The organism is Clostridia bacterium (assembly GCA_036654455.1).
Lineage (GTDB): Bacteria > Bacillota > Clostridia > Christensenellales > CAG-314 > JAVVRZ01.
Genome location: JAVVRZ010000003.1, coordinates 14763 through 37710, shown reverse-complemented (window position 1 = coordinate 37710; position 22948 = coordinate 14763). Strand labels below are relative to the sequence as shown.

The window sequence follows — 22948 nt, the reverse complement described above, 5'->3', positions numbered from 1 at the left end:
ATCAATAACATCGCAGAAAACAAGTTTATTTAGACAAAAATTAAGTCTTCATAATTTAAATAAGTTTTTTTAAAAATTTATATAAATAAACTTGAAAAAATGTAAAAAAGTGGTAAAAACTACTTGACACATAAATACTGCGGTGTTATATTTTATCTGTAACTTAGCAGTCGACGCACTAGATTGCTAGCACTTGCATAAAATATTGATATAGTAGGCGGTAATATGGCATTATCCGAAAGAAAAAAGAAAATTTTACAAGCCGTTGTAGACAGTTATATTGAAACGGCCAACCCTGTATCAAGCAAAGACATACAGGAAAAATGTCTTAACGACTGTTCTTCGGCGACCATTAGAAACGAGCTCTCGGCGCTTGAAAGTATGGGATATCTTGTGCAACCTCATATTTCGGCAGGCAGAGCGCCTTCGGCAAAAGCGTTTAGGCTTTACGTTGACGAATTAATGGAGACAGGTCCGCTTAGCGAAGAAGAAATAAAACTTGTAGATAGCTACTTTGACCACCAAATAACAAGCGTAGAAGATATGGTCGGTTCGGTTGCAAAAGTTCTTTCTAGCATTACTCACTATACTTCGGTAGTCGTAAAAGGCAGTAAAAACGAAAAATTAGATAATATTAAATTATTGCAACTTAACGATAAATCTGCGCTAGTAGTAATTATCACCGACTCTAACATCTATAAAGATAACTTTATAGATTTGCCACAAGGCATTGACTCTAAGTGGATAAACAAAGCTAGCGTATGGCTTAATAAATTATTTGCAGGCAAAAGGCTACTAGATATTGCAAAAGCAAAGGGCATTGAACAGGCAATAACCGAAGAATTTACTCTCTACCGAGATATTTATAATAAAGTTCTTCTTATATTGATTAAAATGAATAGCGGAAGTAAATATAACGTCATTACCGAAGGGGCGACTACAATATTTGAACACCCCGAGTACGACGACGTAGGCAAAGCCCGAGATTTTATAACCGCTATGGAAGACAAAGAAGAAATTGCCGAAGTAGTAAAAGGCGAGCAAAATAAAGGCGTATCTATTACAATGGCTGACGGCAACAATCACGTGCCGGAAGGTTGCTCGGTAATATCTTCGCCGTTAAACGTAGATGGGCTTACAATAGGTAGCGCAGCGGTAATAGGCCCGGTTAGAATGAATTACAAAAAAGTCTTGTCGGTATTAGACCACATCAATAAATTACTTGATAATATATTAGATAATAAGGAGAAATAATCAATGTCAAAAGACGATAAACAACCAGAAGAAAAGCAAAATCAAGAGCAAACAAATCAAACCGAAGCTCAAAAAGATAGCAAAGAGCAAACTCAAAAAGACCAAGCCCCAAAAGAAGAAAAAGAAAATAAAGAAGACAAAGTCAAACTCGAAGACTTATCTATCGAGCAACTGCGTCACTTTGTAAGCTTTCAAGGCGAGTTGAACAACGCTTTGACCAAAGAAAATGAAAATTTAATAAAGAAAGTTGACGAATTAAGAGCTATGCTTAAAAAAGGCGATTCTTATCTCGACCAACTTGTAGCAATTAAAAATGATTTTGAAAGTTACAAGCAACGCATAAGATTTGACGCAGATATTAGCAAAGAAGAAGGAACATTAAAAACAATCGAAAAAATCTTTCCCTTTATTGATACGCTTGAAAAAGCTCGTGTAGATATAGGCGACGGCAAAGCCTACGAACTTATCTACCGTCAATTTTGTAAGGCATTATTTGAAATGGGCATAACCGAACTTGACGTGCTTGACAAACCTTTTGACCACAACACCGCTAATGCGGTAAATAGTATCGAAGTTAAAGACGAGCAAAAAGGCAAGGTCGTTGAAGTGTACCAAAAAGGCTTTATTTATAAAGACCATATTATCCGTTACGCCCAAGTCGTAGTTGGAAAATAAAAATAAATTTAAAAAGTTTGGTATACTAGACTTAAACAAACTAAAAATTAATAGTAAAAACACAAATTAAACAAACTAAAAGTTGTAAAACAACTTAAAAATTTAAAAAAATAATTATATCAAGGAGAAATAAATTATGGGAAAAATTATAGGAATTGACTTAGGAACGACAAATTCCTGTGTAGCAGTATTAGAGGGCGGAGAACCCGTTGTAATAGTAAATAACGAAGGTAACCGCACAACTCCGTCGGTAGTAGCGATTACAAAAGAGGGCGAAAGATTAGTTGGACAAGTAGCAAAAAGACAATCTATTGTAAACGCCGACCGCACAATTTCTTCAATTAAAAGAGAAATGGGAAGTTCGCACACCGTAGCGATAGATGGTAAAAAATATTCTCCGCAAGAGATTAGCGGAATGATTCTAGGCAAACTTAAAGCTGACGCAGAAGCATATTTAGGTTCGAAAGTAACCCAAGCCGTTATAACTGTTCCGGCATACTTTTCGGACGCTCAACGCCAAGCGACTAAGGACGCAGGCAAGATTGCAGGACTAGAAGTTTTGCGTATTATAAACGAGCCTACGGCGGCGGCGCTTGCTTATGGACTAGATAAGGGCGAGAACAAAAATCAAAAAATACTTATCTACGACTTAGGCGGTGGCACATTCGACGTTTCTATCCTAGAAATCGGCGACGGCGTATTTGAAGTGCTTGCAACAAACGGCAATAATAGACTAGGCGGAGATGACTTTGACCAAATTATTATGAATTATCTTGCCGACGAATATAAAAAGAGCAATGGCATTGACCTAACAAAGGATAAAATGGCTACTCAAAGACTTAAAGAAGCAGCCGAAAAAGCTAAAATTGAGCTGTCTAGCACGCTTAAAACCAATATCAACTTGCCATTTATTACAGCCGACGCAACCGGTCCTAAGCACCTAGACATAGACTTAACAAGGGCTAAATTTGACCAATTAACCAAGCCTCTTGTCGACAAGACGATTACTCCTATGCAACTAGCTATGAAAGACGCTAATTTAACAAATAACGACCTAAATAGAGTTATTCTTGTCGGCGGTTCGACTCGTATACCAGCAGTTGTCGAAGCCGTTAAGAATTTCTGCAACAAAGAACCCTATAAGGGCATTAACCCCGACGAATGCGTAGCTATTGGAGCGGCAATACAAGCAGGCGTACTAGGCGGAGAAGTCAAAGACGTTCTATTGCTAGACGTAACGCCACTTTCACTAGGTATTGAAACATTAGGCGGAGTAACAACAAGACTAATCGAAAGAAATTCTACTATACCTACAAGCAAATCTCAGGTATTTAGCACAGCTTCCGACAACCAAACAAGCGTAGATATCCACGTCCTACAAGGCGAAAGACAAATGGCAGCCGACAACAAGACGCTAGGTAACTTTACTTTGTCAGGCATTGCGCCGGCGCCAAGAGGAATTCCGCAAGTCGAAGTTAAATTTGACATTGACGCTAACGGTATCGTACACGTTACGGCGAAAGATTTAGGCACGCAAAAAGAACAATCGGTAACAATCACTTCTTCAACCAACCTTTCCGAAGCCGATATTGATAAAGCTGTAAAAGACGCTGAAATGTACGCCGAAGAAGATAAGAAGCGCAAAGAAGAAGTAGAAGTTAGAAATAGTCTAGACCAATTAGTGCTTTCGCTTGAAAACTTTATTAGAGAGTCGGGCGACAAACTTCCTAAGGAAGATAAAGAGAAACTCGAAGCCTCGATTAAAGAAGGCAAAGACGCTTTAAGCAAAGGCGATATTGAGAATATTCGAGCAACAAGCGATAAGATTGCCAAAGATAACGCCGAGATTATGCAACGTTTCTACCAAGCTAACGCTCCAAAACAAAAAGAGGGCGAACAAGCTCAAAATACAACCGACGAAGGCGTAGGCTACGACGTTCACGACGACGATAACAAGAACTAATCTAAACTAAAATAATAATAAGGCTTTACCCTAGCTTGAAATATCAAACTAGGGTAAAGATGGTTAAATAATGGCAAAAAAAGATTACTACGGCTGTTTAGGCGTTGACAAAAACGCTAGCGAAGACGAGATAAAGTCGGCTTACCGCAGACTAGCTAAAAAATATCACCCTGACCTAAACCCCAATAATAAAGACGCTGCGGAAAAATTTAAAGAATGTAACGAAGCGTATTCGGTGCTTAGCGACTTAGATAAACGTGGCAAGTACGATAGGGGCGAGCTTGACTTTGATGGTGGCGCAGGCGGTTTCAATCCCTTCGGCGCAGGCGGTGGCGCAGGCGGTTTTGACGATATATTCGATATATTTTCCTCATTTATGGGAGGGAATAGCAATAGAAGCCGTCAACAATCAACTCCGGTTGGTAGCGATATTACTTATACAATCGAGCTTACCTTTATGGAAATGGCGCAAGGAACTACTAAGTCGGTGTCTTTTTCACGCAACGAACAATGTAGCGACTGTAACGGAACAGGCGCAAGAGATTCGGCTAGTTTTGTAACCTGCGATAAGTGTCACGGAAGCGGTTATCTTAACTATCAAAAGTCGACTCTTTTTGGCACGCAAATAGTACAATCGGCGTGCGACAAATGCGGTGGAATAGGCAAAGTTGTAACTAATCCTTGTAAGTCTTGTAATGGCAAGGGCATAAGACTTAAAAAGAAAGTTATGGACGTTAAAATTCCAGCCGGGGTAGAGAATGGCGCAGTGCTTCAACTTAGAGGCGAAGGAAACTCGGCAAGGTCATATAACGGGCAAGCCGGAAACTTATTGCTTGTAATTAAAGTAGCAAAGAGCGGAGTTTTTTCTCGTAACGGACTTGATATTGTGTGCGAGATACCTATTCCTTACGCAACTGCGGTGTGCGGAGGAGATATAGAAATTCCAACTTTACAGGGTATGCAAGTTCAACACATAGCCGAAGGCACTCCTAACGGCGAGTTGTTCCGTTTTCGTGGCAAAGGCATTAAGACTTTGCGAGGAACAGGCGACCTATACGTAAAAGTAAATATAGAAATACCTAAAAATATTACAAAAACACAAAAAATAGCCTTAAACGACTATGAAAAATCTAATAGCCTTAACAACTATCCGCTAAGACGAGTTTTTTTGGAAGAAGCCTCAAAACTTTATAAATAGCAATCAAAATAACAATTCTAATATATCAAATAATATTTAATTAAGGTCTTTAATTAAGACCTTTTTTTGTTTATCAAATAAAATGACAAAAAATCATATAATTTGCCTTTGACAAATAAAATAATATGTACTATAATTATTACTGACATAGTAAAGGAGATTAAGTATGGCTATCATTTCTAGTGATTTATTAAGAGGCAATTTCGATACTATCGTACTAGCTTGTCTACTTGACGGCAAAAAATACGGTAACGAGATTAGAAAAGAGATTATCGCAAAGACTAAGGAATTATTTCTTCCTAACGAACAGAGTTTGTATTCCGCTTATCACCGTTTAGAAGAACTTGGGTGCGTTAAAGGCACTTGGGGGAGCGAACTTGCCGGCGTCACTCGTAAATATTACGAGATTACCGAACAAGGTAGGCAATTCTACAAGTCAAATGTTTTAGCTTGGCAAAACGCTAAAAAATTAATCGACATTTTAATCGAAGGCTAACCGTTACACAAATGAAATTTTACGAAATTGCGGTTGAAACGACGACAGAGTTAAGCGAACTTGTCGCATACATTTTGCAAGAAGTCACAGGGCAAAGCGTGGCTATATATGACTCCACCGACCTTGAAAAACTCAATATCGAGTATATTGAGCAAGGCGTAACGCAGAGCGGTTGCGTTGTCAAAGGTTATTTGGGCATTGACGAAATTGATAAAGTCGAACTAATCAAGCAAGAATTAATCAAGGCTAACCTTGCTAGCAATCTTAACGTAGTTTGTAAAGACGACGTAGAGTACCTCGACAAATGGAAAGAATACTTTACGCCTATTGACATAGACAATTTGACCGTAGTTCCTTACGGATATAAAGGCAAAATTTGTAAAGAGCCTATCTTTATAGATACTTGCCTAGCTTTTGGCACAGGGCAACACGAAACAACTTCTATGTGCCTTTCTTTTTTGCAAAAAATAAATTGTCAAGGCAAAACTGCGCTTGATATCGGTTGCGGTAGCGGAATATTAAGCGTAGCCGTTTGTAAATTGGGCGCAAAACAAGTTGTTGCCGTAGACTATGACGACGAAGCCGTAAATACCACGCTAAAAAATGCAAAGATTAACCATTTTGACCAACAAATTATTGTAAAAAACAGTAACTTACTTGAAAAAGTCGAAGGAAAGTTCGATATAGTAATGGCTAATATCACTATTGATATTTTGTCTAAATTAAAAGACAGTTTGCCAAAAGTTCTTAAAAAAGACAGTTTAGTTATTTTTTCGGGCATTTTAACAACTCAATTAGATAAACTTTATAGTGTTTTTAATCTCAGTAAATTAGACACGATTAGTCAGGGGGAGTGGTCGGCAACGCTACTTATAAATAAATGGGACAATTAAGAAGATTTTTTGCCCTTAAAGAAGAACATATCGGCGACAGCTTCGCAATAGTTTCTAGCTACAACCATATAGCTAAGGTACTTAGGGCAAGGGTCGGCGAACGCTTCGTAATCAACATTGAGAATGAGCTTATAGACTATGTTTGCGAAGTTACAAACATTGACAAGTCTACCGTTTATCTAAACATAGTAAGCTCGAATATAAACTATTGCGAAAGCAAACTAGATATTACCTTATTTTGTGGTTGTTTAAAAGGCGGAAATATGGACTTAGTAGTTCAAAAAGCCGTCGAACTTGGGGTAAACTACATTAAACCTTTCGAGTCGCAGTTTACAATTTCTTGCGTAGACAACGACAAAGCAAACAGACTTACAAAAATTTCTCACGAAGCAAGCAAGCAGTGTTGCAGGGCAAAGCAAGTGGGGGTTGAACCTTCAATAAATTTTAACGCTCTATGCTCCCTTTTGCCTAACTACGACGCCGTTATATTTTGTAACGAAAACGGCGGAGAAAAGTTGCTTTCGCTTGACTTATCTTGCGCAAATAGAATTGCCGTAGTAGTTGGAAGCGAAGGCGGTTTTAGTCAACAAGAACAAGATATTTTAGGTAAAATTTCAATTTCAATAAGTCTGGGCAAGCGAATTTTACGAGCCGAAACGGCAACTTTTTACATTCTTTCGGTTTTAAACGAACTAGCCGAAACGACTTTTAGAGGTTAAAGAATATTAATAATATTCTAATATTTATCTAAAATAAAATAAAGTCTGTTTTGATATACAACTAAAATAAATAATACGCATATTTAGATTGATATTTTTTAATTTATAATTGCAGGATATAACATATATATTTAAATTTTTGTCAATTTGTTTAGCAAATATTTACCTAATAAATTAGATATTTTAGCTAAGTTTATAGACAAAACTTGCAAATGCAAAACTTAATTTAGTAAAAAATTACAATTAATCATAACCTTTCTTAGAACTTTTTAAAGGAAAATAAATGGAAAATAATAATGCAAAAGTTACAATTTCAGTCTTTACGCTAGGCTGTAAAACCAACTATTATGAGAGCCAACAAATAGTCGCAGACTTAATTAGTCGGGGCTACGGGGCTAGTGACGGGCTTAAAATGGCAGATATTTATATCATTAACACTTGCGCTATCACAGCCGAGGCAGAAAGCAAGAGCCGTCAAGCAGTTGCGAGGGCAAAGAAATTTAATCCTAAGGCAAGCGTAATTGTGGTAGGTTGCGCCTCTCAAAATAATCCAACGCAATTTTCTTCTTTGACAAACGTTGTCTATTTGTCGGGTAACGCAGACAAGCTAAACTTGGGCAAGGTCGTAGACGACATTGCCAGTAAAATTTCTCAAAATACTTGCTTAGAGCAAATTACAAGCATTGACACTCTACCTAACAAATTTGTAGAAGGTATCTACGCTTATCCTAGTCATACAAGGGCTTATATTAAAATTCAAGACGGTTGTAACAACTTTTGTAGCTATTGCCTTGTGCCATATCTTAGGGGGCGTAATCGCAGTCGAAGCGTAGAAAGCATAGTAGACGAAGTTAAGCAAACTAAGTCAAACGAATATGTTTTAACAGGCATTGACATCTCTCAATACGGAGTAGATATTAATACAAATTTATCAACCTTACTTAACGCTTTACAATTTGCCGATTGCCGTATTAGATTAGGTAGTATTTATCAATGCGCAATCAACGGCGATTTGCTTTCTTCTATGCAAAAAAACGTATGCAAACATTTGCACTTGTCTTTGCAGAGCGGTTGCGACAACACTTTGCGAGCTATGAACCGCCATTATACTACTAAGGAATATGAAAATAGCGTTAATTTAATTCGTTCGTATTACCCCAACATAAGCATAACCACCGACGTTATAGTCGGTTTTTGTGGCGAAACTAATCAAGATTTTTGTGACACCGTAGACTTTATCAATAAAATTAAATTTGCCGATATTCACATTTTCCCGTTTTCACCACGCAAAAAAACTAAGGCGTACGGGCTTGAAAAACCAAATAGCCTAGTCGTAAAGCAACGGCTAGCTATACTTACCGAACTTAAACATAAATTAAGAAGCGAATATCTAACTAAGCAAATAGGCACGACTACTTCTACGCTTGTAGAAGAAATTAAGTCAGGCTATTATGTAGGCTATACCGACAATTATTGCAAGGTTTACGTCAAAGAAAAGGTAGCAATCGGGGAATTTGTCAACGTCAAGTTAAAAGAGCTATATTTAGACGGCATTTTAGGCGTAGTCGAAAGCTAAAAACAAATATTTAAGCAAACTAATCACAATTTACATTTTAAAACAACTATTATAATTTAAGGAGAAAAACAATGTGTATATTTTGTAAAATAATCAATGGTGAAATTCCCAGTAAAAAAATTTATGAAAACGACTATGTCTACGCATTTTTAGATATCGCCAAAGATACCGTCGGGCATACTCTTGTAATTCCTAAAAAACATTGCGAAAATATCCTTGATTGCCCCGAACAATATCTATGCGAAACGATTAAGGCTGTAAAACTTATCAGCAATCACTATATAGACGACTGCGGTTACGAGGGCGTTGATATTTTTAACGCAAACAACGCTTGCGCCGAACAGACTGTATTTCATTTACATTTTCATATTATTCCTCGCAAAGTTGGCGACAACCTTAAAGCCTGGAACTTTATTGACAAATTTGATATGAATTTGGACGAAATTTGCCAAAAATTAAAACTTTATTAAAATTATTTGACAATTTAATACATATAGGTTATAATCAAAAAGCTAGTTTAAAGCAAATATTCCCGTTTTTACGGAAGGGAGGCGAAAGATATGTCAACAATAAGAGTAGGAGAAACAGAGACCCTTGACTCAGCGCTACGTCGTTTCAAACGCAAATGCGCAAGAGATGGTATCATTGGCGATCTTCGTCGCAAAGAACACTACGAAAAACCAAGTGTTCGCCGTAAAAAGAAGGCGGAAGCCGCAAGAAAGCGTAACGCTAAGGGCTAGACACAAGTATTACTTATGATAAATTAAACAACTGCTTATCCGTCAAGGGTAGGCAGTAGTTATTTATACACGTTTCGACATTTTTCTACATTTTTTACATTCGTTGTTGGGCATAATTTTACACTTTTTACATTATTGTTTGAGGGAGGGGTAGTAATTGAGCTTTAAAAAGTATGCCAAAGACGCCAAAAAAAGATTAGCTAGCGGATTTTGGGACGAAATTAAACAAACACGTATTCAAGAAAAAGAAGTAGCCGCAACTTGTGGCAAAAGCGCAGTGCCACTGCTTGAAGAAAATAAAGCCGAAATAAAAAATAAGATTTACAATCACGACTTTGAAAATGAAAAAGAGTTTGAGCGTAGAGTTATAGAATTAATTACAAGTCAAGAAGTTCTAGTTAATCCTATCGGTATGCTTGCAAATAAAAAAGAAATGGAGCAAATGTCGTCAAGTCAGCGTCAAGCCTATCTACTCAAATTAGCCAGTAAGTACCGTCAAGTTAAAGATAAATATTACGCAAAACAAAAAACGCTCGAACAAGATAAAAATATATAGTGTTTTAGCCGTTAGTTTTTATGTCTTTTAAAATTAGTTTACAAAGCAGTTATAAATAAATAACTGCTTTTTGTTTTTACCCTTGATTAATTGACGCAAATTTGGTATAATACAATAAGGAGAATTTGTAATGAATGAACAACAGCTTAACAGCGCTCAACAGCGGGCAGTAGATTGTATAGAAGGCGCAGTATTAGTACTTGCAGGCGCAGGTAGCGGAAAAACAAAAGTGCTTACTTATCGTATAGCAAATATGATAGCTCGTGGTATATCGCCTTACGAGATACTTGCTATTACGTTTACAAATAAAGCGTCAAATGAAATGAAGGCTAGACTTAACGATATGGTAGGTTCAAAAGGGCTTACCGTTTGCACAATTCACTCGCTTGCGGTTAGAATATTGCGTAACGAAGCCGAATTGTTAGGCTACCACAGTAATTTTAGTATTTATGACGAACAAGATACGGCAACTCTGCTTAAAAGTATTTTTAGCCAAAAAAATATCGATGACGATAAACTAAAAAAAGAAATAGTTAATAATATCAATATGGCAAAAACTTACAATTTAACGGTAGAAGAAGCAAGCGAGATTGTTACAACCGATAGCGAATTGTTCGCCTACGTTTACGAAAAATATCTTCAACAACTTAAAAAAAGCAACGCTTTCGACTTTGACGGACTTCTTAACAACTGTTTATACTTATTTGAAAATTTTCCGCAAACGCTAGAAAAGTATCAAGAAAGATTTAAATATATCAGTATCGACGAATTTCAGGACACTAATAAGGTTCAATATAACATTATTAAGTTACTTAGCAAAAAATATGGCAATTTGTTTGTAGTTGGCGACGACGACCAGTCAATATATGGTTGGAGAGGGGCGGAAATTGACAATATTCTTAATTTTAACCAAGATTTTCCCTCGGCTAACGTCTTTACGTTAGAGCAAAACTACCGTAGCACCAAAAAAATACTTCAAGTTGCTAACGAAATAATTAGCAAGAACGAGCAACGCCATAAAAAGGAACTTTTTACCGAACACGAAGCCGGAGTAAAAGTCGAACAATTCTCGGCAAACGAAGAAGGGCAAGAAGCTAGATACGTTGTCGAACAAATGTTAGCGTTAATTAGATTTAATAAATATAATTATAGCGACTTTGCAATTCTTATGAGGGTTAACGCATTAAGCCGTAACTTTGAGCAAGAGTGCTTAAAGTATAATTTACCGTTTAAAGTTTTTGGCGGGTTTAAATTCTTTGACCGCAAAGAAATTAAAGACTTATTAGCTTATCTTAAAATTGTCAATAATATATATGATAATTCGGCTTTGCTACGTATAATCAACACGCCTAAACGTGGAATAGGGCTTGCGACTATTAATAAAGTAACTCAACAAGCAAATAGTTATGGCATATCCATATTGCAATTTTTAGCCGACGAACGCAATCTTGAATTTTTGGGTTCGACAACAAGCCACAAATTAGTTGATTTTTATGCTCTTTATGAAGATTTAGTTAAGTTGCAACAAAATAATAGCTTATTAGATTTTGTTAAAAAGGCCATTTCTCGCACGCAATATAAGCAAACTTTAACTCAAAGCGAAGAAGACGCCGAACGAGCATTAAATATTGACGAACTTATTTCTTCCGTCGAGCAATTTTGCCAAGAAAACGGGCAAGAAGCCACTCTTGCGGAATATTTGCAGTCGGTTTCTATTATGGCGGACAACGGCGAAGTTGACCAAGATAACTTTGTGACAATTTCTACAATCCACTCGGCTAAGGGACTAGAATTTAAGGTTGTTTTTGTTGTCGGGCTTGATAATGGTATTTTCCCGCTTTCAAGGGCAAGTTATTCTAACAAAGAAATGCAAGAAGAACGCCGTCTTGCCTACGTTGCCGTAACAAGGGCAAAAGAAAGGTTGTATTTAACTAGGTCACAATCTCGTTTTGTGTATGGTAGCCGTAGCTTTTGTTCGGCTTCGCCATTTTATAAGGAAGTAAGCGACCTTATTACGCCACCGCCTACGCCTAGTTACGATAATGAAGGCGTGCCCACTTACACTCCTCGCACTAGACAAGTTACCCCCAAGCTCAACATTGACCCTAGCATTTATACCGTAAGCGAAGTGGTAGTTCACTCTACTTTTGGCAAAGGAATAATTCTTTCAATCGACAGCGGTAACGCAATCGTCGCCTTTGACACCGTAGGCAAAAAGAATTTATCTCTTAAATACGCTCCGTTAACTAAGGCTTAATTACTAAATATTTAAGTATTAGTAATGGTTATATAACTTAAATAACGGCAAAACATAAACGCCGAAATAAGCAAATAAAATCGCTATTTAACACAATATTTATAGCAAATCAAATCGCTATTTACACAATATTTTTATGAGGTTTGTTTCATAATATGATGCAACAAATAATCGACCAACTTAATAAATGGGCTTACGAATACTATTGTCTTGACCAACCAAGCGTTCCCGACAGTACTTACGATGCCCTCTACGACAAATTAGTCAAACTTGAAAAAGAAAGCGGTATTGTTTTGCCTTGTTCGCCTACGCTTAAAGTAGGCGGTGAGCCTCTCTTGAAGTTTGAGCAGTACGTTCACCCTAATAGACTGTATAGTCTTGACAAAGCGCAAACTTATTTAGCTATTGAGGACTGGACTACTAAGGTTGAAAAAGCCGTAGGCAAGGTTACTTATACGGTCGAACTTAAATATGACGGGCTGTCGGTTTCGGCAATTTATAATAATGGTCTACTTCAAACCGTCGCTACACGGGGCAACGGCAAAGTGGGCGAAAATATCACCGCCCAAGCTAGGTGCGTACGCACTTTACCGCTTACAATAGGGTACAAAGAGCAAACTACTTTTATCGGCGAAGCTATTATGAAATTATCTTCGCTTGCTAACTATAATAAACTTTTTCCTAATCAGCAACTTAAAAATGCTCGTAACGGAGCTGCCGGGGCGTTAAGAAATCTTGACCCTAAGGTGTCTATGCAACGCAATCTTGACATAATTATGTATGCGCTCGGCAACGAAGTCGCAAGCGTTAATTCCCAAGTCGAGTTGGTTGCATTTTTACAAAAAAATCTTTTTAAAACAAATGATGTTTTTAAAACAGCAAAAAATTATCAAGAAATATTAGAAATTATTAAGCGAATAGAAGTTGAAAGAGATAACTACGACTTTCTTATTGACGGCATAGTAATCAAGGTAGACGACTTTGAAAAAAGAAAAGTTCTAGGTTATACCGATAAATTCCCTCGTTGGGCTATCGCTTTCAAGTTTGAGGCGGAAGAAGTCGCCACAACTTTGATTGATTGCGTTTGGCAAGTTGGCCGTACCGGCAAACTTACACCGCTTGCCATACTCTCGCCCGTTGAGTTATGCGGTGCGACTATTAAAAGGGCTACTCTTAATAATTTTGACGATATAAGACGAAAAAAGCTGTCGAAAAATAGTCTTGTGCTTATTCGCCGTAGCAATGATGTTATCCCCGAAGTGTTAAGTATATTAGAAGAGAATGAAAATTCTACAAAAATTGAATTGATTAAAAATTGTCCGTCTTGTAACAGCGAACTTAAATCAATAGGGGCGCATATATTTTGTCAAAATCACTTAAACTGCTCGGCTCAAATTATAGCTAGGCTAACTCACTACGCAAGTAAATCAGCAACCGATATCGTAGGGCTTTCCGGCAAGACCGCCGAACAACTATCCCAAGTATTAAATATAAGACAAGCAAGTCAGCTCTATAAATTAACTTCAAATGACCTTGCAAACCTAGAAGGCTTTAAACAAAAGCGAATAGACAACTTACTTAGCGCAATAGAGCAAAGTAAAAAAGTTCAACTTGCCAACTTTATTTATGCGCTAGGCATAGATAATATCGGCATAGTTTCGGCAAGACAACTTGCAAAGCGTTACGGTAGCGTAGAAGCGTTAAGCCACGCAACTAGGGAAGAACTTATGCGGTTAGACGAAGTCGGCGAGATTGTAGCCGAGGGAGTAGCCCAATTTTTTGAAGACGAATTTAACATAAACGAAGTTGCCGAGCTTGCTAGGTTAGGCATAGCTCCAACCTATAAAGAAAACGCAGTAGGCATCTTTTCAGGCAAAAAAATGCTTATTACCGGCGTTTTGACAAATTACACAAGAGAACAAGCCCAAAAGTTGATTGAGCAAAACGGCGGAGAGATTGCAACTAGCGTTTCTAAGTCGGTAGATATCCTAATAGTAGGCGAACAGGCAGGTAGCAAGCTTGCAAAAGCTCAACAGCTAAATATACAAATAATGACAGAAGACGAATTTATCAAGTTGCTCTCTTAAAGATTAATTGAAAAATAGATAAAACATTATTAATTATTTGGAAAAAGTAACCAAGTGTGTTATAATACAATGTGGTAATTTACAAATTAAATTTGCATACTGCTAATTATCAATGTAGTTGCCAACGGTAAAATATATTTAGGAAGAATTATATGAATAGTATGACAGGGTTCGGCAAAAGCCGAATTGAAAGACAAGGTAAAGAAATATCCGTCGAGATTAAGTCGGTAAATCACCGTTATCTTGATATTAATATCAAAATGCCCCGCATTTTTAACGCTTACGAAGACTTAGTTAGAAAGACCGTATCAAACAGCGTTTCAAGAGGGCATCTCGATATATTTATTAATTATATTGACCGAGATACAAGCAACAAGCAAGTCGTAGTTGACTTTGCCCTTGCGGAAGAAGTAATTGATAAGACAAATCAACTTGCCAAACAATTTGGGCTAAAAAACGACTTTCAGCTTAACGCCTTAGTTAAAACTCCCGATATACTCACTTATATTGTCAAGGAAGAAGAGGAAAACGACTTAAATCAACTTTTAATCGAATGTGTAAACAACGCTCTTTGCGCTCTTAACAAAATGCGTCTTGACGAAGGTACGAAACTTACGACAATTATGAAAGAACGCTTAGCCGAGATATCTAAGTGCAAAGATAGTATTAGCTTTGTCGCTCCCCAGGTCGCCAAAGAATACGCCGAAAAACTTTCTATAAGACTTACCGAAGCATTAAACGGCGTAGATATAGACAAAGCAAGGTTAGTCAACGAAATCGCTTTTTTTGTAGACCGTAGCAATATTGACGAAGAACTCGACAGGCTTACTAGTCATATTCACCAATGCGGTAAATTTTTGTCTAGCGATATAGCAATCGGGCGCAAACTTGACTTTTTAATACAAGAAATGAACCGAGAGGCTAACACAATTTGCAGTAAATGTAACAACTTAGCCGTAACTCGTAGTGGCGTAGACCTCAAAAATGAGATTGAAAAGTTAAGAGAACAATGCCAAAATATCGAATAACTTTAATATAAATTAAACAATAAAAACAATAAATAACAAACTTATAAGTAAATTAAAAAATCTAATTTTTTTAGGAGATATAATATGATTACAAAACCACCTATTGACGATTTAACCAAGATTGCAGGCAACAAATATGTTCTTTGCTGTTCGACTTCTAAAAGAGCTAAGAAATTGAACGAAAAATTATCAAAAGAAACCGTAACCACAAACGCTAAGGCGATTACAATCGCTTCGGAAGAACTTGCTTCGGGCAAGACAGTTATAGTTAAGGAAGATTAATAGAGTGCTTAAAGGTAAGACCGTAGTAGTAGGCGTTTCGGGCGGAATAGCCGTTTATAAGGCTTGCGAGCTTGTAAGCAGACTTAAAAAAGCCGACGCAAATGTTATTGTCGTTATGACTGCCCACGCAACAGAATTTGTTTCGCCCCTAACTTTCGAGAGTTTGTCGGGCAACCGAGTAATCACCGATTTGTTCGGTCAAAACGAATGGGAGATTGAACATATTTCGCTTGCAAACAAAGCTAATTGTTTTGTAATTGCTCCTGCGACGGCAAATATTATCGGTAAAATTGCTCGTGGCATAGCCGACGACTTTTTGTCTACCACTATTCTTGCAACTAAATGTCCTATTATAGTAGCGCCTGCAATGAATTGCAATATGTACCAAAATCCCGCTTTTGAAGAAAATCTTCTAACGCTTACAAAGCGTGGTATGACTATCGTCGAAGCTACTTGCGGTAGATTAGCTTGTGGCGACGTAGGCGTAGGTAGACTTGCCGACATTGACATTATTTTTAACGCTATTGTCGACGTTTTAATGCCTAAACGAGATTACTTAGGTAAAAAAGTCTTAGTTACGGCTGGCGCTACTATCGAAAAAGTAGACGCCGTTCGTTTTATAACCAATTTTTCTTCGGGCAAAATGGGCGTAAGCTTAGCAAATTCGGCAATTAATAGGGGGGCTGAGGTCACTTTAATATTAGGTAGACATTCTTGCGAACTTCCAAAGAATTGCAAAATTATTAACGTTGACACTACTCAACAAATGTACGAAGCTGTTATGCAAGAGCTCGAACACGCCGACATTATCATTAAATCGGCAGCCCCAAGCGATTACAGGGTAGAAAATTACCAAGAAACAAAACATAAAGAGAACGTTTTAACGCTCAACCTAGTTAAAAATGTAGATATAGCAAAAGCCGTCGGCAAAATTAAAGGCGACAAAAAACTCGTAATTTTTTCTGCCGAAACAAACGACTTAGTCGCTAACGCCACCGCAAAACTGATTAATAAGTCAGCCGACCTAGTAGTAGCTAACGATGTTACTAAACTAGGCGCAGGTTTTAACTGTGATACCAACATAGTTACTTTAATCGATAAATCTTCTCAAACCGAACTTCCTTGTATGAGTAAAATTGACCTTGCCGATATTATATTAGACAAAATAATCAATCTTAAATGATATACGAAGTCATTGTAGATATTTCAAGTAGCAACGTAGATAAAGTTTTCGATTATTATGGCGAAGACTTTTTTTGCGTGGGACAACGTGTGCTTGTGCCTTTTGCAAATAAGCAAATCGAAGGGTTTATCGTTGGCAAAAAAGAACATACCGACGTACCCGATAATAAGCTTAAATCGCTATTGTTACCGCTTGACGAATATGTGGCGTTAAGTCCCGAGATGCTCTCGCTTGCAAGCTACCTACAATATAAATATCACTTGCGACTAATCGATGCGTTGAGGCTGTTTATCCCTTCTCAAATGCGTGGAGGCAAAGTTAAAGAAGTTTTTAGCAAAACAGCCAGTATCTCAACAAATTACACCAGTCAGCAAATTCTTATAGAACTAGGTAAAAAAGCAAAAAAACAAGTAGAATTAATAAACTATTTAGTAGAAGTTGGCAGTCAAGATACAATAACGCTTAACAAAATGTTTGGCGTTGCTTTAAACGCTCTTACAAAAAAAGGCTACATAGATATTTCTTTTACTCCTCGTCAAAGAACGCCTTACAAGTCTTTAAGTCAAACAAAACAAGCGCATATTTTAACTACCGACCAACAAAATGCTTACGATACAATAATGTCAAATTTAAGCGACCCATATCTTCTTTTTGGAGTTACGGGTAGCGGTAAGACCGAAGTATATTTAAGAGTAATAGAACAAGTTATAGCTAGCGGTAAAACGGCTATTATGTTAGTGCCGGAGATATCTTTAACGCCCAATATGCTTAGACTATTTAGGTCTAGGTTTGGCGAAAATGTAGCTATACTACATAGCGGACTATCGGTCGGCGAACGCTTTGACGAATGGCAAAGGCTTAAACGAGGGCAGGCTCGCATTGCCGTTGGGGCAAGAAGCGCTATTTTTGCTCCTTTACAAAATTTAGGCGTTATTATTATTGACGAACAACACGATTCTAGCTATATTAGTCAATCTAACCCACGTTATGATACCCAAGTAGTAGCCGAATTTAGAGCCAAATACAACAACTGTTGCCTTGTGCTAGGTAGCGCAACGCCAAGTTTAGATACGTTTTATTACGCTACAAAGGGCAAATATAAATTGATAAATATGCCTAGTCGCATAAACGAACGACCTTTGCCCAAGGTAGAGCTTGTAGATATGTCGCTAGAAATGCGAATGGGCAACAACGCTTTGTTTTCGGTTACCTTAAAAAATGAGCTTGACGAATGTTTGGCTAAGGGCAACCAAGCAATGCTGTTTGTCAACCGTAGAGGGTATTCGAGTTTCTTAATGTGTCCCAAATGCGGTTATGTAGCTAAGTGTAAAGATTGCGACGTAGCCTTAACTTACCACAAAGAAGACAACCAGCTTAAATGTCATTATTGTAAAAATAGATATAAAGTTTTGGACGTTTGCCCCGTATGCAAAAATAATAAACTACGGCAGGGCAGAATGGGCACAGAACAAGTCGTCGCCTATTTAAAGACGCTTTATCCCGAAGTAGAAGTCTTGCGTATGGATTTTGACACCACTCAAACCAAAGAGTCCCACGTTCGTATTCTCGACGCTTTTTCACTTCGCAAGGCGCAAATACTTGTAGGCACTCAAATGATAGCCAAAGGACACGACTTTCCCTATGTAACTCTTGTAGGTATTCTTGACGGCGACCAAAGTTTGTATCACAGCGATTATTTAAGTAGCGAAAAGACTTACCAATTACTAACCCAAGTTAGCGGTAGAAGCGGACGAGATAAGCAAGTAGGCAAGGTAGTGTTACAAACTTATACCCCAAAGCACTATTGTTTGCAACTTGCCAAAGACCAAGATTACTTAGCTTTTTATAAAAAAGAAATAAATCTTAGAGAAGCGACAAATTTCCCACCCTTTACCGAAGTTATAAGAATATTATATACTAGCCCAACAAGTCAAAAGTGCGTAGACCTACTCAATAAGCATTACGCAGTAATTGAGAATATTAAAGAAAGTTACCCAAATGATTTTTTATTTTTGCAACGAATGAGATGTCCTTTGCAAAGAATAGAGAATAAGCACCGATATCAAATTTTAATTAAGTTGTCGGCTGATAGCGCAGACCAAATACTACAACAAATTTACCAAGCTACCGATATTCAAGATAAGGAGGTTTCAGTATTTTGCGAGAGAAATCCGCAAAATTTAAGTTAAAATGGCAAGAAGAAATATTTTAAAGAGTCCAGACCCAATTTTAAGAAAAATTAGCAAACCCGTAGTCAATTTCGACCAACATCTAGGCGAATTACTTGACGATTTGCACGAAACTTTGCTTCACGCCGACGGATTAGGGCTTGCGGCAGTTCAAGTTGGCGTGCTTAAAAGAGTATATATAGTAGAAATTGACGATAAACGTTACGAAGTTGTCAATCCTTGTTTGGTTTCTTACTCGGGTAAGTCGGTAGACAACGAAGGTTGCCTGTCCGTCGCCGAATGTCGAGGGGTTGTCGAGCGTCCTCAAAACATTGTTTTAGAGTACTTCGACCGCTTTGGAGTAAAGCAAACCGTAACGGCGGAAAACTATACCGCAAGAGCTTTTCTGCACGAGTTAGACCATCTTGACGGCATATTATTTATTGACAAAATGCAAAAACGCATAAGCAACGATTAAATGTTGTTAAATGCAAAAACGCATAAATAACGATTATTTATTGACAAAACGCATAAACATTAAACACAAGGGAGAAATAATGAAGATTGTATTTATGGGCACGCCGTCCTTCGCCGTTGCCCCGCTAGTTAACCTTAGTCAACATCACGAAATATTAGCCGTAGTAACGCCGTTAGATAAAATAGGCAATCGCAATAAAATTACGCCTTGTCCGGTAAAACAAAAGGCAAACGAGCTAGATATTCCAGTTTTACAATATAGTAGCGTAAGTAAATTTGGTATTGAAGAAATTTCTTCGCTTAACCCCGATGTCATAATCACTTGCGCCTTTGGACAAATGCTTAGCAAGGAATTTTTAAGCATAGCAAAATATGGCGTGCTAAATGTTCACGCTTCGTTACTACCTAAATATAGGGGAGCAGCTCCCATTAATTGGGCGTTAATCAATGGCGAAACGCATACAGGCGTTACAATAATGCGTACTATTCTTGCTCTTGATGCAGGCGACGTAATATTAAGTAGCAAAATAGCAATTTCAAAAGACGACAATTTTGGCAGTTTAAGCGCAAAATTAAGCGTGCTTTCTAGCCGTTTAATTGTAAATGCCCTAGATTTAATTGTGCAAAACGATATTACTTCTATACCGCAAAACAATTCGCTTGCGACTAAGTGCGGTAAAATAACTAAGTCGCTTGAACTTATCGATTGGAGCAAACCAAGTTATCAAATTGTAAATTTAGTTAGAGGACTCTCTCCTACGCCTTCGGCATACACTTTTTTGCAAGGTAGACGAGTAAAAATAATAGAATGCGAGCAAATCGCTCAAATAGGCAAAGACCAAGCGGGCAAAGTAATCGAACTACGAAAGGATAGAATAGTCGTGGCTTGTGGCAAAGGGTATGTTGGACTTAAAGTTATACAATTAGAGGGAAATAAGGCTGTAACCGCAAAAGACTTTATCAACGGAAGAAAAGTTAGTTTGGGTATGGTATTTGGCAATGAATAACGCTTTTTTAGCTTCTTATAATTGTTTAGACCAAATATTTAGGCAACAAGCGTATAGCGAGATTGCCCTAAATAACACTTTAATTAGCTGTAATGTCAGGGATAAATCGCTTGTGACTAAGATTGTCTATGGCGTGCTTGACAACAACTTACACCTAGAATATATTATTTCGGGGTTTGCAAAGTCAATTAAACCCGTAATAAAAATTATACTTAAAATAGGCGTTTATTGTTTAAAATTTTTATCCATACCTGTTTATGCCGTAATCAACGACTGCGCCGAACTTACTAAAACAACAGGCAAAACTCAACTTGTAGGCTTTGTAAACGCAACTTTACGTAATATTTATGACGCCCTTACCGCCGACAAAATATTTTATCCTAAGGACAAAACGACCTATCTATCAATTTACTATTCTTTTCCACTTTTCGCTACGAAATTGTTAATCGAACAATACGGCGTTAGCGATACAATTAAAATTCTTTCTCACAAATTTGACCACAATACGCATATAAGAATTAATTTAGAAAAAATAAGTCTTAACGACTTTTTAGAATATGTCAAAGACAAAAAGTCCGCAACTTTTGAGTCGCCTCTTGACGACTGCTTGTTTGTAAAAGGCGGGTTAATTGGAATTGACCCAACGTATTATACGGCTATGTCGCTAGGTAGCTGTCTTGTAACAAGATGTATTAGTTGCGTAGGTCAAGCCCGAGTGTTAGACTTGTGTTCTGCGCCCGGAGGCAAAGCTGTTTATCTTGCTCAACTCAACAAGTCTGCAAGAATTGTAGCTTGCGACATCTATCCGCATAGACTCTCTTTAATCGCCTCGTACGCTAAACGTATGGGGGTTGAGAATAGACTTAATATAGTTGAAAGCGACGCAACCGAATTTAATCCAAACTTTGCTTCTAACTACGACTATGTTTTATGCGATGCGCCTTGTTCGGGTTTTGGCGTCTTTTATGGCAAGCCCGATATTAAACTATTTAGAACGGAGCAAAATTTACAAGAATTAATTGCAATACAAGGCAAGATTTTAGCAAATGCCTCAAAATATGTAAAAGTAGGCGGAATTTTAGTATATTCGACTTGTTCGCTACTCAAACAAGAGAACCAAGATATAGTTGACGCTTTTCTTGCAAATCATTCGAATTTTGCCTTGTCGCCGTTTAGCCTAGACGGATATGTAATCAATCAAGCTTGCAAACAATTTCTTCCTTACGAAGATAATGTCGAGGGCTACTACGTAGCAAGACTTGTTAGAAAATCTTAAACATTTTAACCAATCTATAAACTAATAATAGTGGAGAATATGAAAATTTTAACCGACTATAATTTGCAAGGGCTTGAAGAAGTTCTAAGCGAATACAATATACCTAGCTACAAAGTCAAACAAATTGCCGTATGGCTTGCTAAGGGCTACGAATTTAACGATATGTCAACGCTAGACAAACAGCTTAGGACAACGTTAGATTCTAATTTTTATGCTCAGGGAGCAAAAATTTTACAAAAATTTATTTCTCGTGACGGAACAATCAAATATTTGTTTTCTCTTACCGACGGCAACGTTGTAGAAGGCGTATTTATGCGTTACAATTATGGTAATACACTCTGTATTTCTACCCAAGTGGGCTGTCGAATGGGGTGTTCTTTTTGCGCAAGCACTTTAAAAGGGCTAATTCGTAACTGTTCGGTAGGCGAGATGGTTTCTTTCGTTACGCTTGTAAACTTAGATAATGGCGGAACAATAGAGAAACGCTCTGTGACAAATCTTGTGCTTATGGGTAGCGGAGAACCTCTTGATAATTTTGACAATGTTGTCGCTTTTTTGTCGGCAATTAACAGCAAAGACGGACTTAATATTAGTTATCGCAATATTTCTCTGTCAACTTGCGGAATTGTTCCTAATATCTACGCTCTTGCCGACCTAAAACTCGGCGTAAACTTAACCATATCGCTACATTCGGCATATCAAGAAAAGAGAGAAGAAATAATGCCGATTGCTAAGCAATACAATTTGACCGAACTAATCGAAGCGTCAAAATATTACTTTACAACTACGGGTAGGCGAGTTATTTTCGAATATACTTTAATAGACGGCGTAAATGACGGGCTTGACGACGCTTATCAATTAGCTCAACTTACAAGAGGGTTTAGCCACCATATAAATTTAATTAGGCTCAACCCCGTAGCCGAACGCAAGCATCGTCCAACAAACGACCAACACGCTAAATATTTTTTAACCAAACTTACCGAATTTGGTTGTTCTGCAACGCTTAGACGCCAACTCGGCGTAGATATTGCCGGCGCTTGCGGACAGCTTAGGCAGAGCTATTTAGAACAAAAAGTTTCAAAACCTATTGACAAACCAATAGATAACAAATAA

The 22948-nt window shown here is 37.6% G+C and carries 21 protein-coding genes; all 21 read left to right on the top strand.

Going from position 1 to position 22948, the window contains the following annotated elements:
• Positions 1–225 precede the first annotated feature (225 nt).
• The 21 genes from hrcA to rlmN all read left to right on the top strand — a co-directional run bounded on the left by hrcA (position 226) and on the right by rlmN (position 22948).
• On the top strand, positions 226–1254 hold the full coding sequence (hrcA, locus tag RR062_04005) for a heat-inducible transcriptional repressor HrcA (GenBank protein MEG2026872.1): 1029 nt from the start codon (positions 226–228) through the stop codon (positions 1252–1254).
• Between the two features lie 3 nt (positions 1255–1257).
• A complete protein-coding gene (gene grpE, locus RR062_04000; GenBank protein ID MEG2026871.1) occupies positions 1258–1929 on the top strand; it encodes a nucleotide exchange factor GrpE in 672 nt (223 codons plus the stop codon).
• Between the two features lie 136 nt (positions 1930–2065).
• Positions 2066–3892 (top strand): molecular chaperone DnaK, encoded by a 1827-nt coding sequence (gene dnaK / locus RR062_03995; GenBank protein ID MEG2026870.1) that lies wholly within the window; start codon positions 2066–2068, stop codon positions 3890–3892.
• 70 nt (positions 3893–3962) lie between these two features.
• Entirely contained in the window at positions 3963–5090 is a 1128-nt protein-coding gene (gene dnaJ, locus RR062_03990; protein MEG2026869.1) for a molecular chaperone DnaJ, read from the top strand.
• A gap of 166 nt (positions 5091–5256) precedes the next feature.
• Positions 5257–5586, top strand: a complete 330-nt coding sequence (locus RR062_03985; GenBank protein MEG2026868.1) for a PadR family transcriptional regulator — start codon at positions 5257–5259, stop codon at positions 5584–5586.
• Positions 5587–5597: 11 nt separating this feature from the next.
• Positions 5598–6479, top strand: coding sequence for a 50S ribosomal protein L11 methyltransferase (locus RR062_03980; GenBank protein ID MEG2026867.1), 882 nt, complete (start codon positions 5598–5600; stop codon positions 6477–6479).
• Positions 6467–7198: a 16S rRNA (uracil(1498)-N(3))-methyltransferase gene (locus tag RR062_03975; GenBank protein ID MEG2026866.1), complete on the top strand. Its 732-nt coding sequence runs from the start codon at positions 6467–6469 to the stop codon at positions 7196–7198. The genes RR062_03980 and RR062_03975 overlap by 13 nt, the downstream gene beginning before the upstream one ends.
• A 283-nt stretch (positions 7199–7481) precedes the next feature.
• Entirely contained in the window at positions 7482–8774 is a 1293-nt protein-coding gene (gene mtaB, locus RR062_03970) for a tRNA (N(6)-L-threonylcarbamoyladenosine(37)-C(2))-methylthiotransferase MtaB (GenBank protein MEG2026865.1), read from the top strand.
• Between the two features lie 71 nt (positions 8775–8845).
• Complete coding sequence (locus tag RR062_03965) at positions 8846–9244, top strand: HIT family protein (GenBank protein MEG2026864.1); 399 nt, start codon at positions 8846–8848, stop codon at positions 9242–9244.
• A 90-nt stretch (positions 9245–9334) separates the two neighbouring features.
• On the top strand, positions 9335–9514 hold the full coding sequence (rpsU, locus tag RR062_03960; protein MEG2026863.1) for a 30S ribosomal protein S21: 180 nt from the start codon (positions 9335–9337) through the stop codon (positions 9512–9514).
• A 157-nt stretch (positions 9515–9671) separates the two neighbouring features.
• Positions 9672–10070 (top strand): hypothetical protein, encoded by a 399-nt coding sequence (locus RR062_03955; GenBank protein ID MEG2026862.1) that lies wholly within the window; start codon positions 9672–9674, stop codon positions 10068–10070.
• Positions 10071–10200: 130 nt separating this feature from the next.
• A complete protein-coding gene (locus RR062_03950; GenBank protein MEG2026861.1) occupies positions 10201–12327 on the top strand; it encodes a UvrD-helicase domain-containing protein in 2127 nt (708 codons plus the stop codon).
• A 155-nt stretch (positions 12328–12482) separates the two neighbouring features.
• A complete protein-coding gene (ligA, locus tag RR062_03945; protein ID MEG2026860.1) occupies positions 12483–14414 on the top strand; it encodes an NAD-dependent DNA ligase LigA in 1932 nt (643 codons plus the stop codon).
• 152 nt (positions 14415–14566) lie between these two features.
• Positions 14567–15442 (top strand): YicC/YloC family endoribonuclease, encoded by an 876-nt coding sequence (locus RR062_03940; protein MEG2026859.1) that lies wholly within the window; start codon positions 14567–14569, stop codon positions 15440–15442.
• An 84-nt stretch (positions 15443–15526) separates the two neighbouring features.
• A complete protein-coding gene (rpoZ, locus tag RR062_03935) occupies positions 15527–15724 on the top strand; it encodes a DNA-directed RNA polymerase subunit omega (protein ID MEG2026858.1) in 198 nt (65 codons plus the stop codon).
• A gap of 4 nt (positions 15725–15728) precedes the next feature.
• Complete coding sequence (gene coaBC, locus RR062_03930; protein ID MEG2026857.1) at positions 15729–16907, top strand: bifunctional phosphopantothenoylcysteine decarboxylase/phosphopantothenate--cysteine ligase CoaBC; 1179 nt, start codon at positions 15729–15731, stop codon at positions 16905–16907.
• Complete coding sequence (gene priA, locus RR062_03925; GenBank protein ID MEG2026856.1) at positions 16904–19096, top strand: primosomal protein N'; 2193 nt, start codon at positions 16904–16906, stop codon at positions 19094–19096. The genes coaBC and priA overlap by 4 nt, the downstream gene beginning before the upstream one ends.
• 1 nt (position 19097) lies before the next feature.
• Positions 19098–19553 (top strand): peptide deformylase, encoded by a 456-nt coding sequence (def, locus tag RR062_03920; GenBank protein MEG2026855.1) that lies wholly within the window; start codon positions 19098–19100, stop codon positions 19551–19553.
• A gap of 79 nt (positions 19554–19632) precedes the next feature.
• Entirely contained in the window at positions 19633–20559 is a 927-nt protein-coding gene (gene fmt, locus RR062_03915) for a methionyl-tRNA formyltransferase (GenBank protein MEG2026854.1), read from the top strand.
• Complete coding sequence (gene rsmB, locus RR062_03910; protein ID MEG2026853.1) at positions 20552–21835, top strand: 16S rRNA (cytosine(967)-C(5))-methyltransferase RsmB; 1284 nt, start codon at positions 20552–20554, stop codon at positions 21833–21835. The genes fmt and rsmB overlap by 8 nt, the downstream gene beginning before the upstream one ends.
• A gap of 39 nt (positions 21836–21874) precedes the next feature.
• A complete protein-coding gene (rlmN, locus tag RR062_03905; protein MEG2026852.1) occupies positions 21875–22948 on the top strand; it encodes a 23S rRNA (adenine(2503)-C(2))-methyltransferase RlmN in 1074 nt (357 codons plus the stop codon).

Excerpts from the sequence above, each read along its gene's own strand:
- RR062_03950 (MEG2026861.1), top strand. The coding sequence starts at position 10,201 with ATGAATGAACAACAGCTTAACAGCGCTCAACAGCGGGCAGTAGATTGT.
- RR062_03980 (MEG2026867.1), top strand. The coding sequence starts at position 5,598 with ATGAAATTTTACGAAATTGCGGTTGAAACGACGACAGAGTTAAGCGAA.
- def (MEG2026855.1), top strand. The coding sequence starts at position 19,098 with ATGGCAAGAAGAAATATTTTAAAGAGTCCAGACCCAATTTTAAGAAAA.
- dnaJ (MEG2026869.1), top strand. The coding sequence starts at position 3,963 with ATGGCAAAAAAAGATTACTACGGCTGTTTAGGCGTTGACAAAAACGCT.
- RR062_03985 (MEG2026868.1), top strand. The coding sequence starts at position 5,257 with ATGGCTATCATTTCTAGTGATTTATTAAGAGGCAATTTCGATACTATC.
- grpE (MEG2026871.1), top strand. The coding sequence starts at position 1,258 with ATGTCAAAAGACGATAAACAACCAGAAGAAAAGCAAAATCAAGAGCAA.
- fmt (MEG2026854.1), top strand. The coding sequence starts at position 19,633 with ATGAAGATTGTATTTATGGGCACGCCGTCCTTCGCCGTTGCCCCGCTA.
- rpsU (MEG2026863.1), top strand. The coding sequence starts at position 9,335 with ATGTCAACAATAAGAGTAGGAGAAACAGAGACCCTTGACTCAGCGCTA.
- dnaK (MEG2026870.1), top strand. The coding sequence starts at position 2,066 with ATGGGAAAAATTATAGGAATTGACTTAGGAACGACAAATTCCTGTGTA.
- mtaB (MEG2026865.1), top strand. The coding sequence starts at position 7,482 with ATGGAAAATAATAATGCAAAAGTTACAATTTCAGTCTTTACGCTAGGC.
- rsmB (MEG2026853.1), top strand. The coding sequence starts at position 20,552 with ATGAATAACGCTTTTTTAGCTTCTTATAATTGTTTAGACCAAATATTT.
- rpoZ (MEG2026858.1), top strand. The coding sequence starts at position 15,527 with ATGATTACAAAACCACCTATTGACGATTTAACCAAGATTGCAGGCAAC.
- RR062_03975 (MEG2026866.1), top strand. The coding sequence starts at position 6,467 with ATGGGACAATTAAGAAGATTTTTTGCCCTTAAAGAAGAACATATCGGC.
- hrcA (MEG2026872.1), top strand. The coding sequence starts at position 226 with ATGGCATTATCCGAAAGAAAAAAGAAAATTTTACAAGCCGTTGTAGAC.
- RR062_03940 (MEG2026859.1), top strand. The coding sequence starts at position 14,567 with ATGAATAGTATGACAGGGTTCGGCAAAAGCCGAATTGAAAGACAAGGT.
- priA (MEG2026856.1), top strand. The coding sequence starts at position 16,904 with ATGATATACGAAGTCATTGTAGATATTTCAAGTAGCAACGTAGATAAA.
- rlmN (MEG2026852.1), top strand. The coding sequence starts at position 21,875 with ATGAAAATTTTAACCGACTATAATTTGCAAGGGCTTGAAGAAGTTCTA.
- RR062_03965 (MEG2026864.1), top strand. The coding sequence starts at position 8,846 with ATGTGTATATTTTGTAAAATAATCAATGGTGAAATTCCCAGTAAAAAA.
- ligA (MEG2026860.1), top strand. The coding sequence starts at position 12,483 with ATGATGCAACAAATAATCGACCAACTTAATAAATGGGCTTACGAATAC.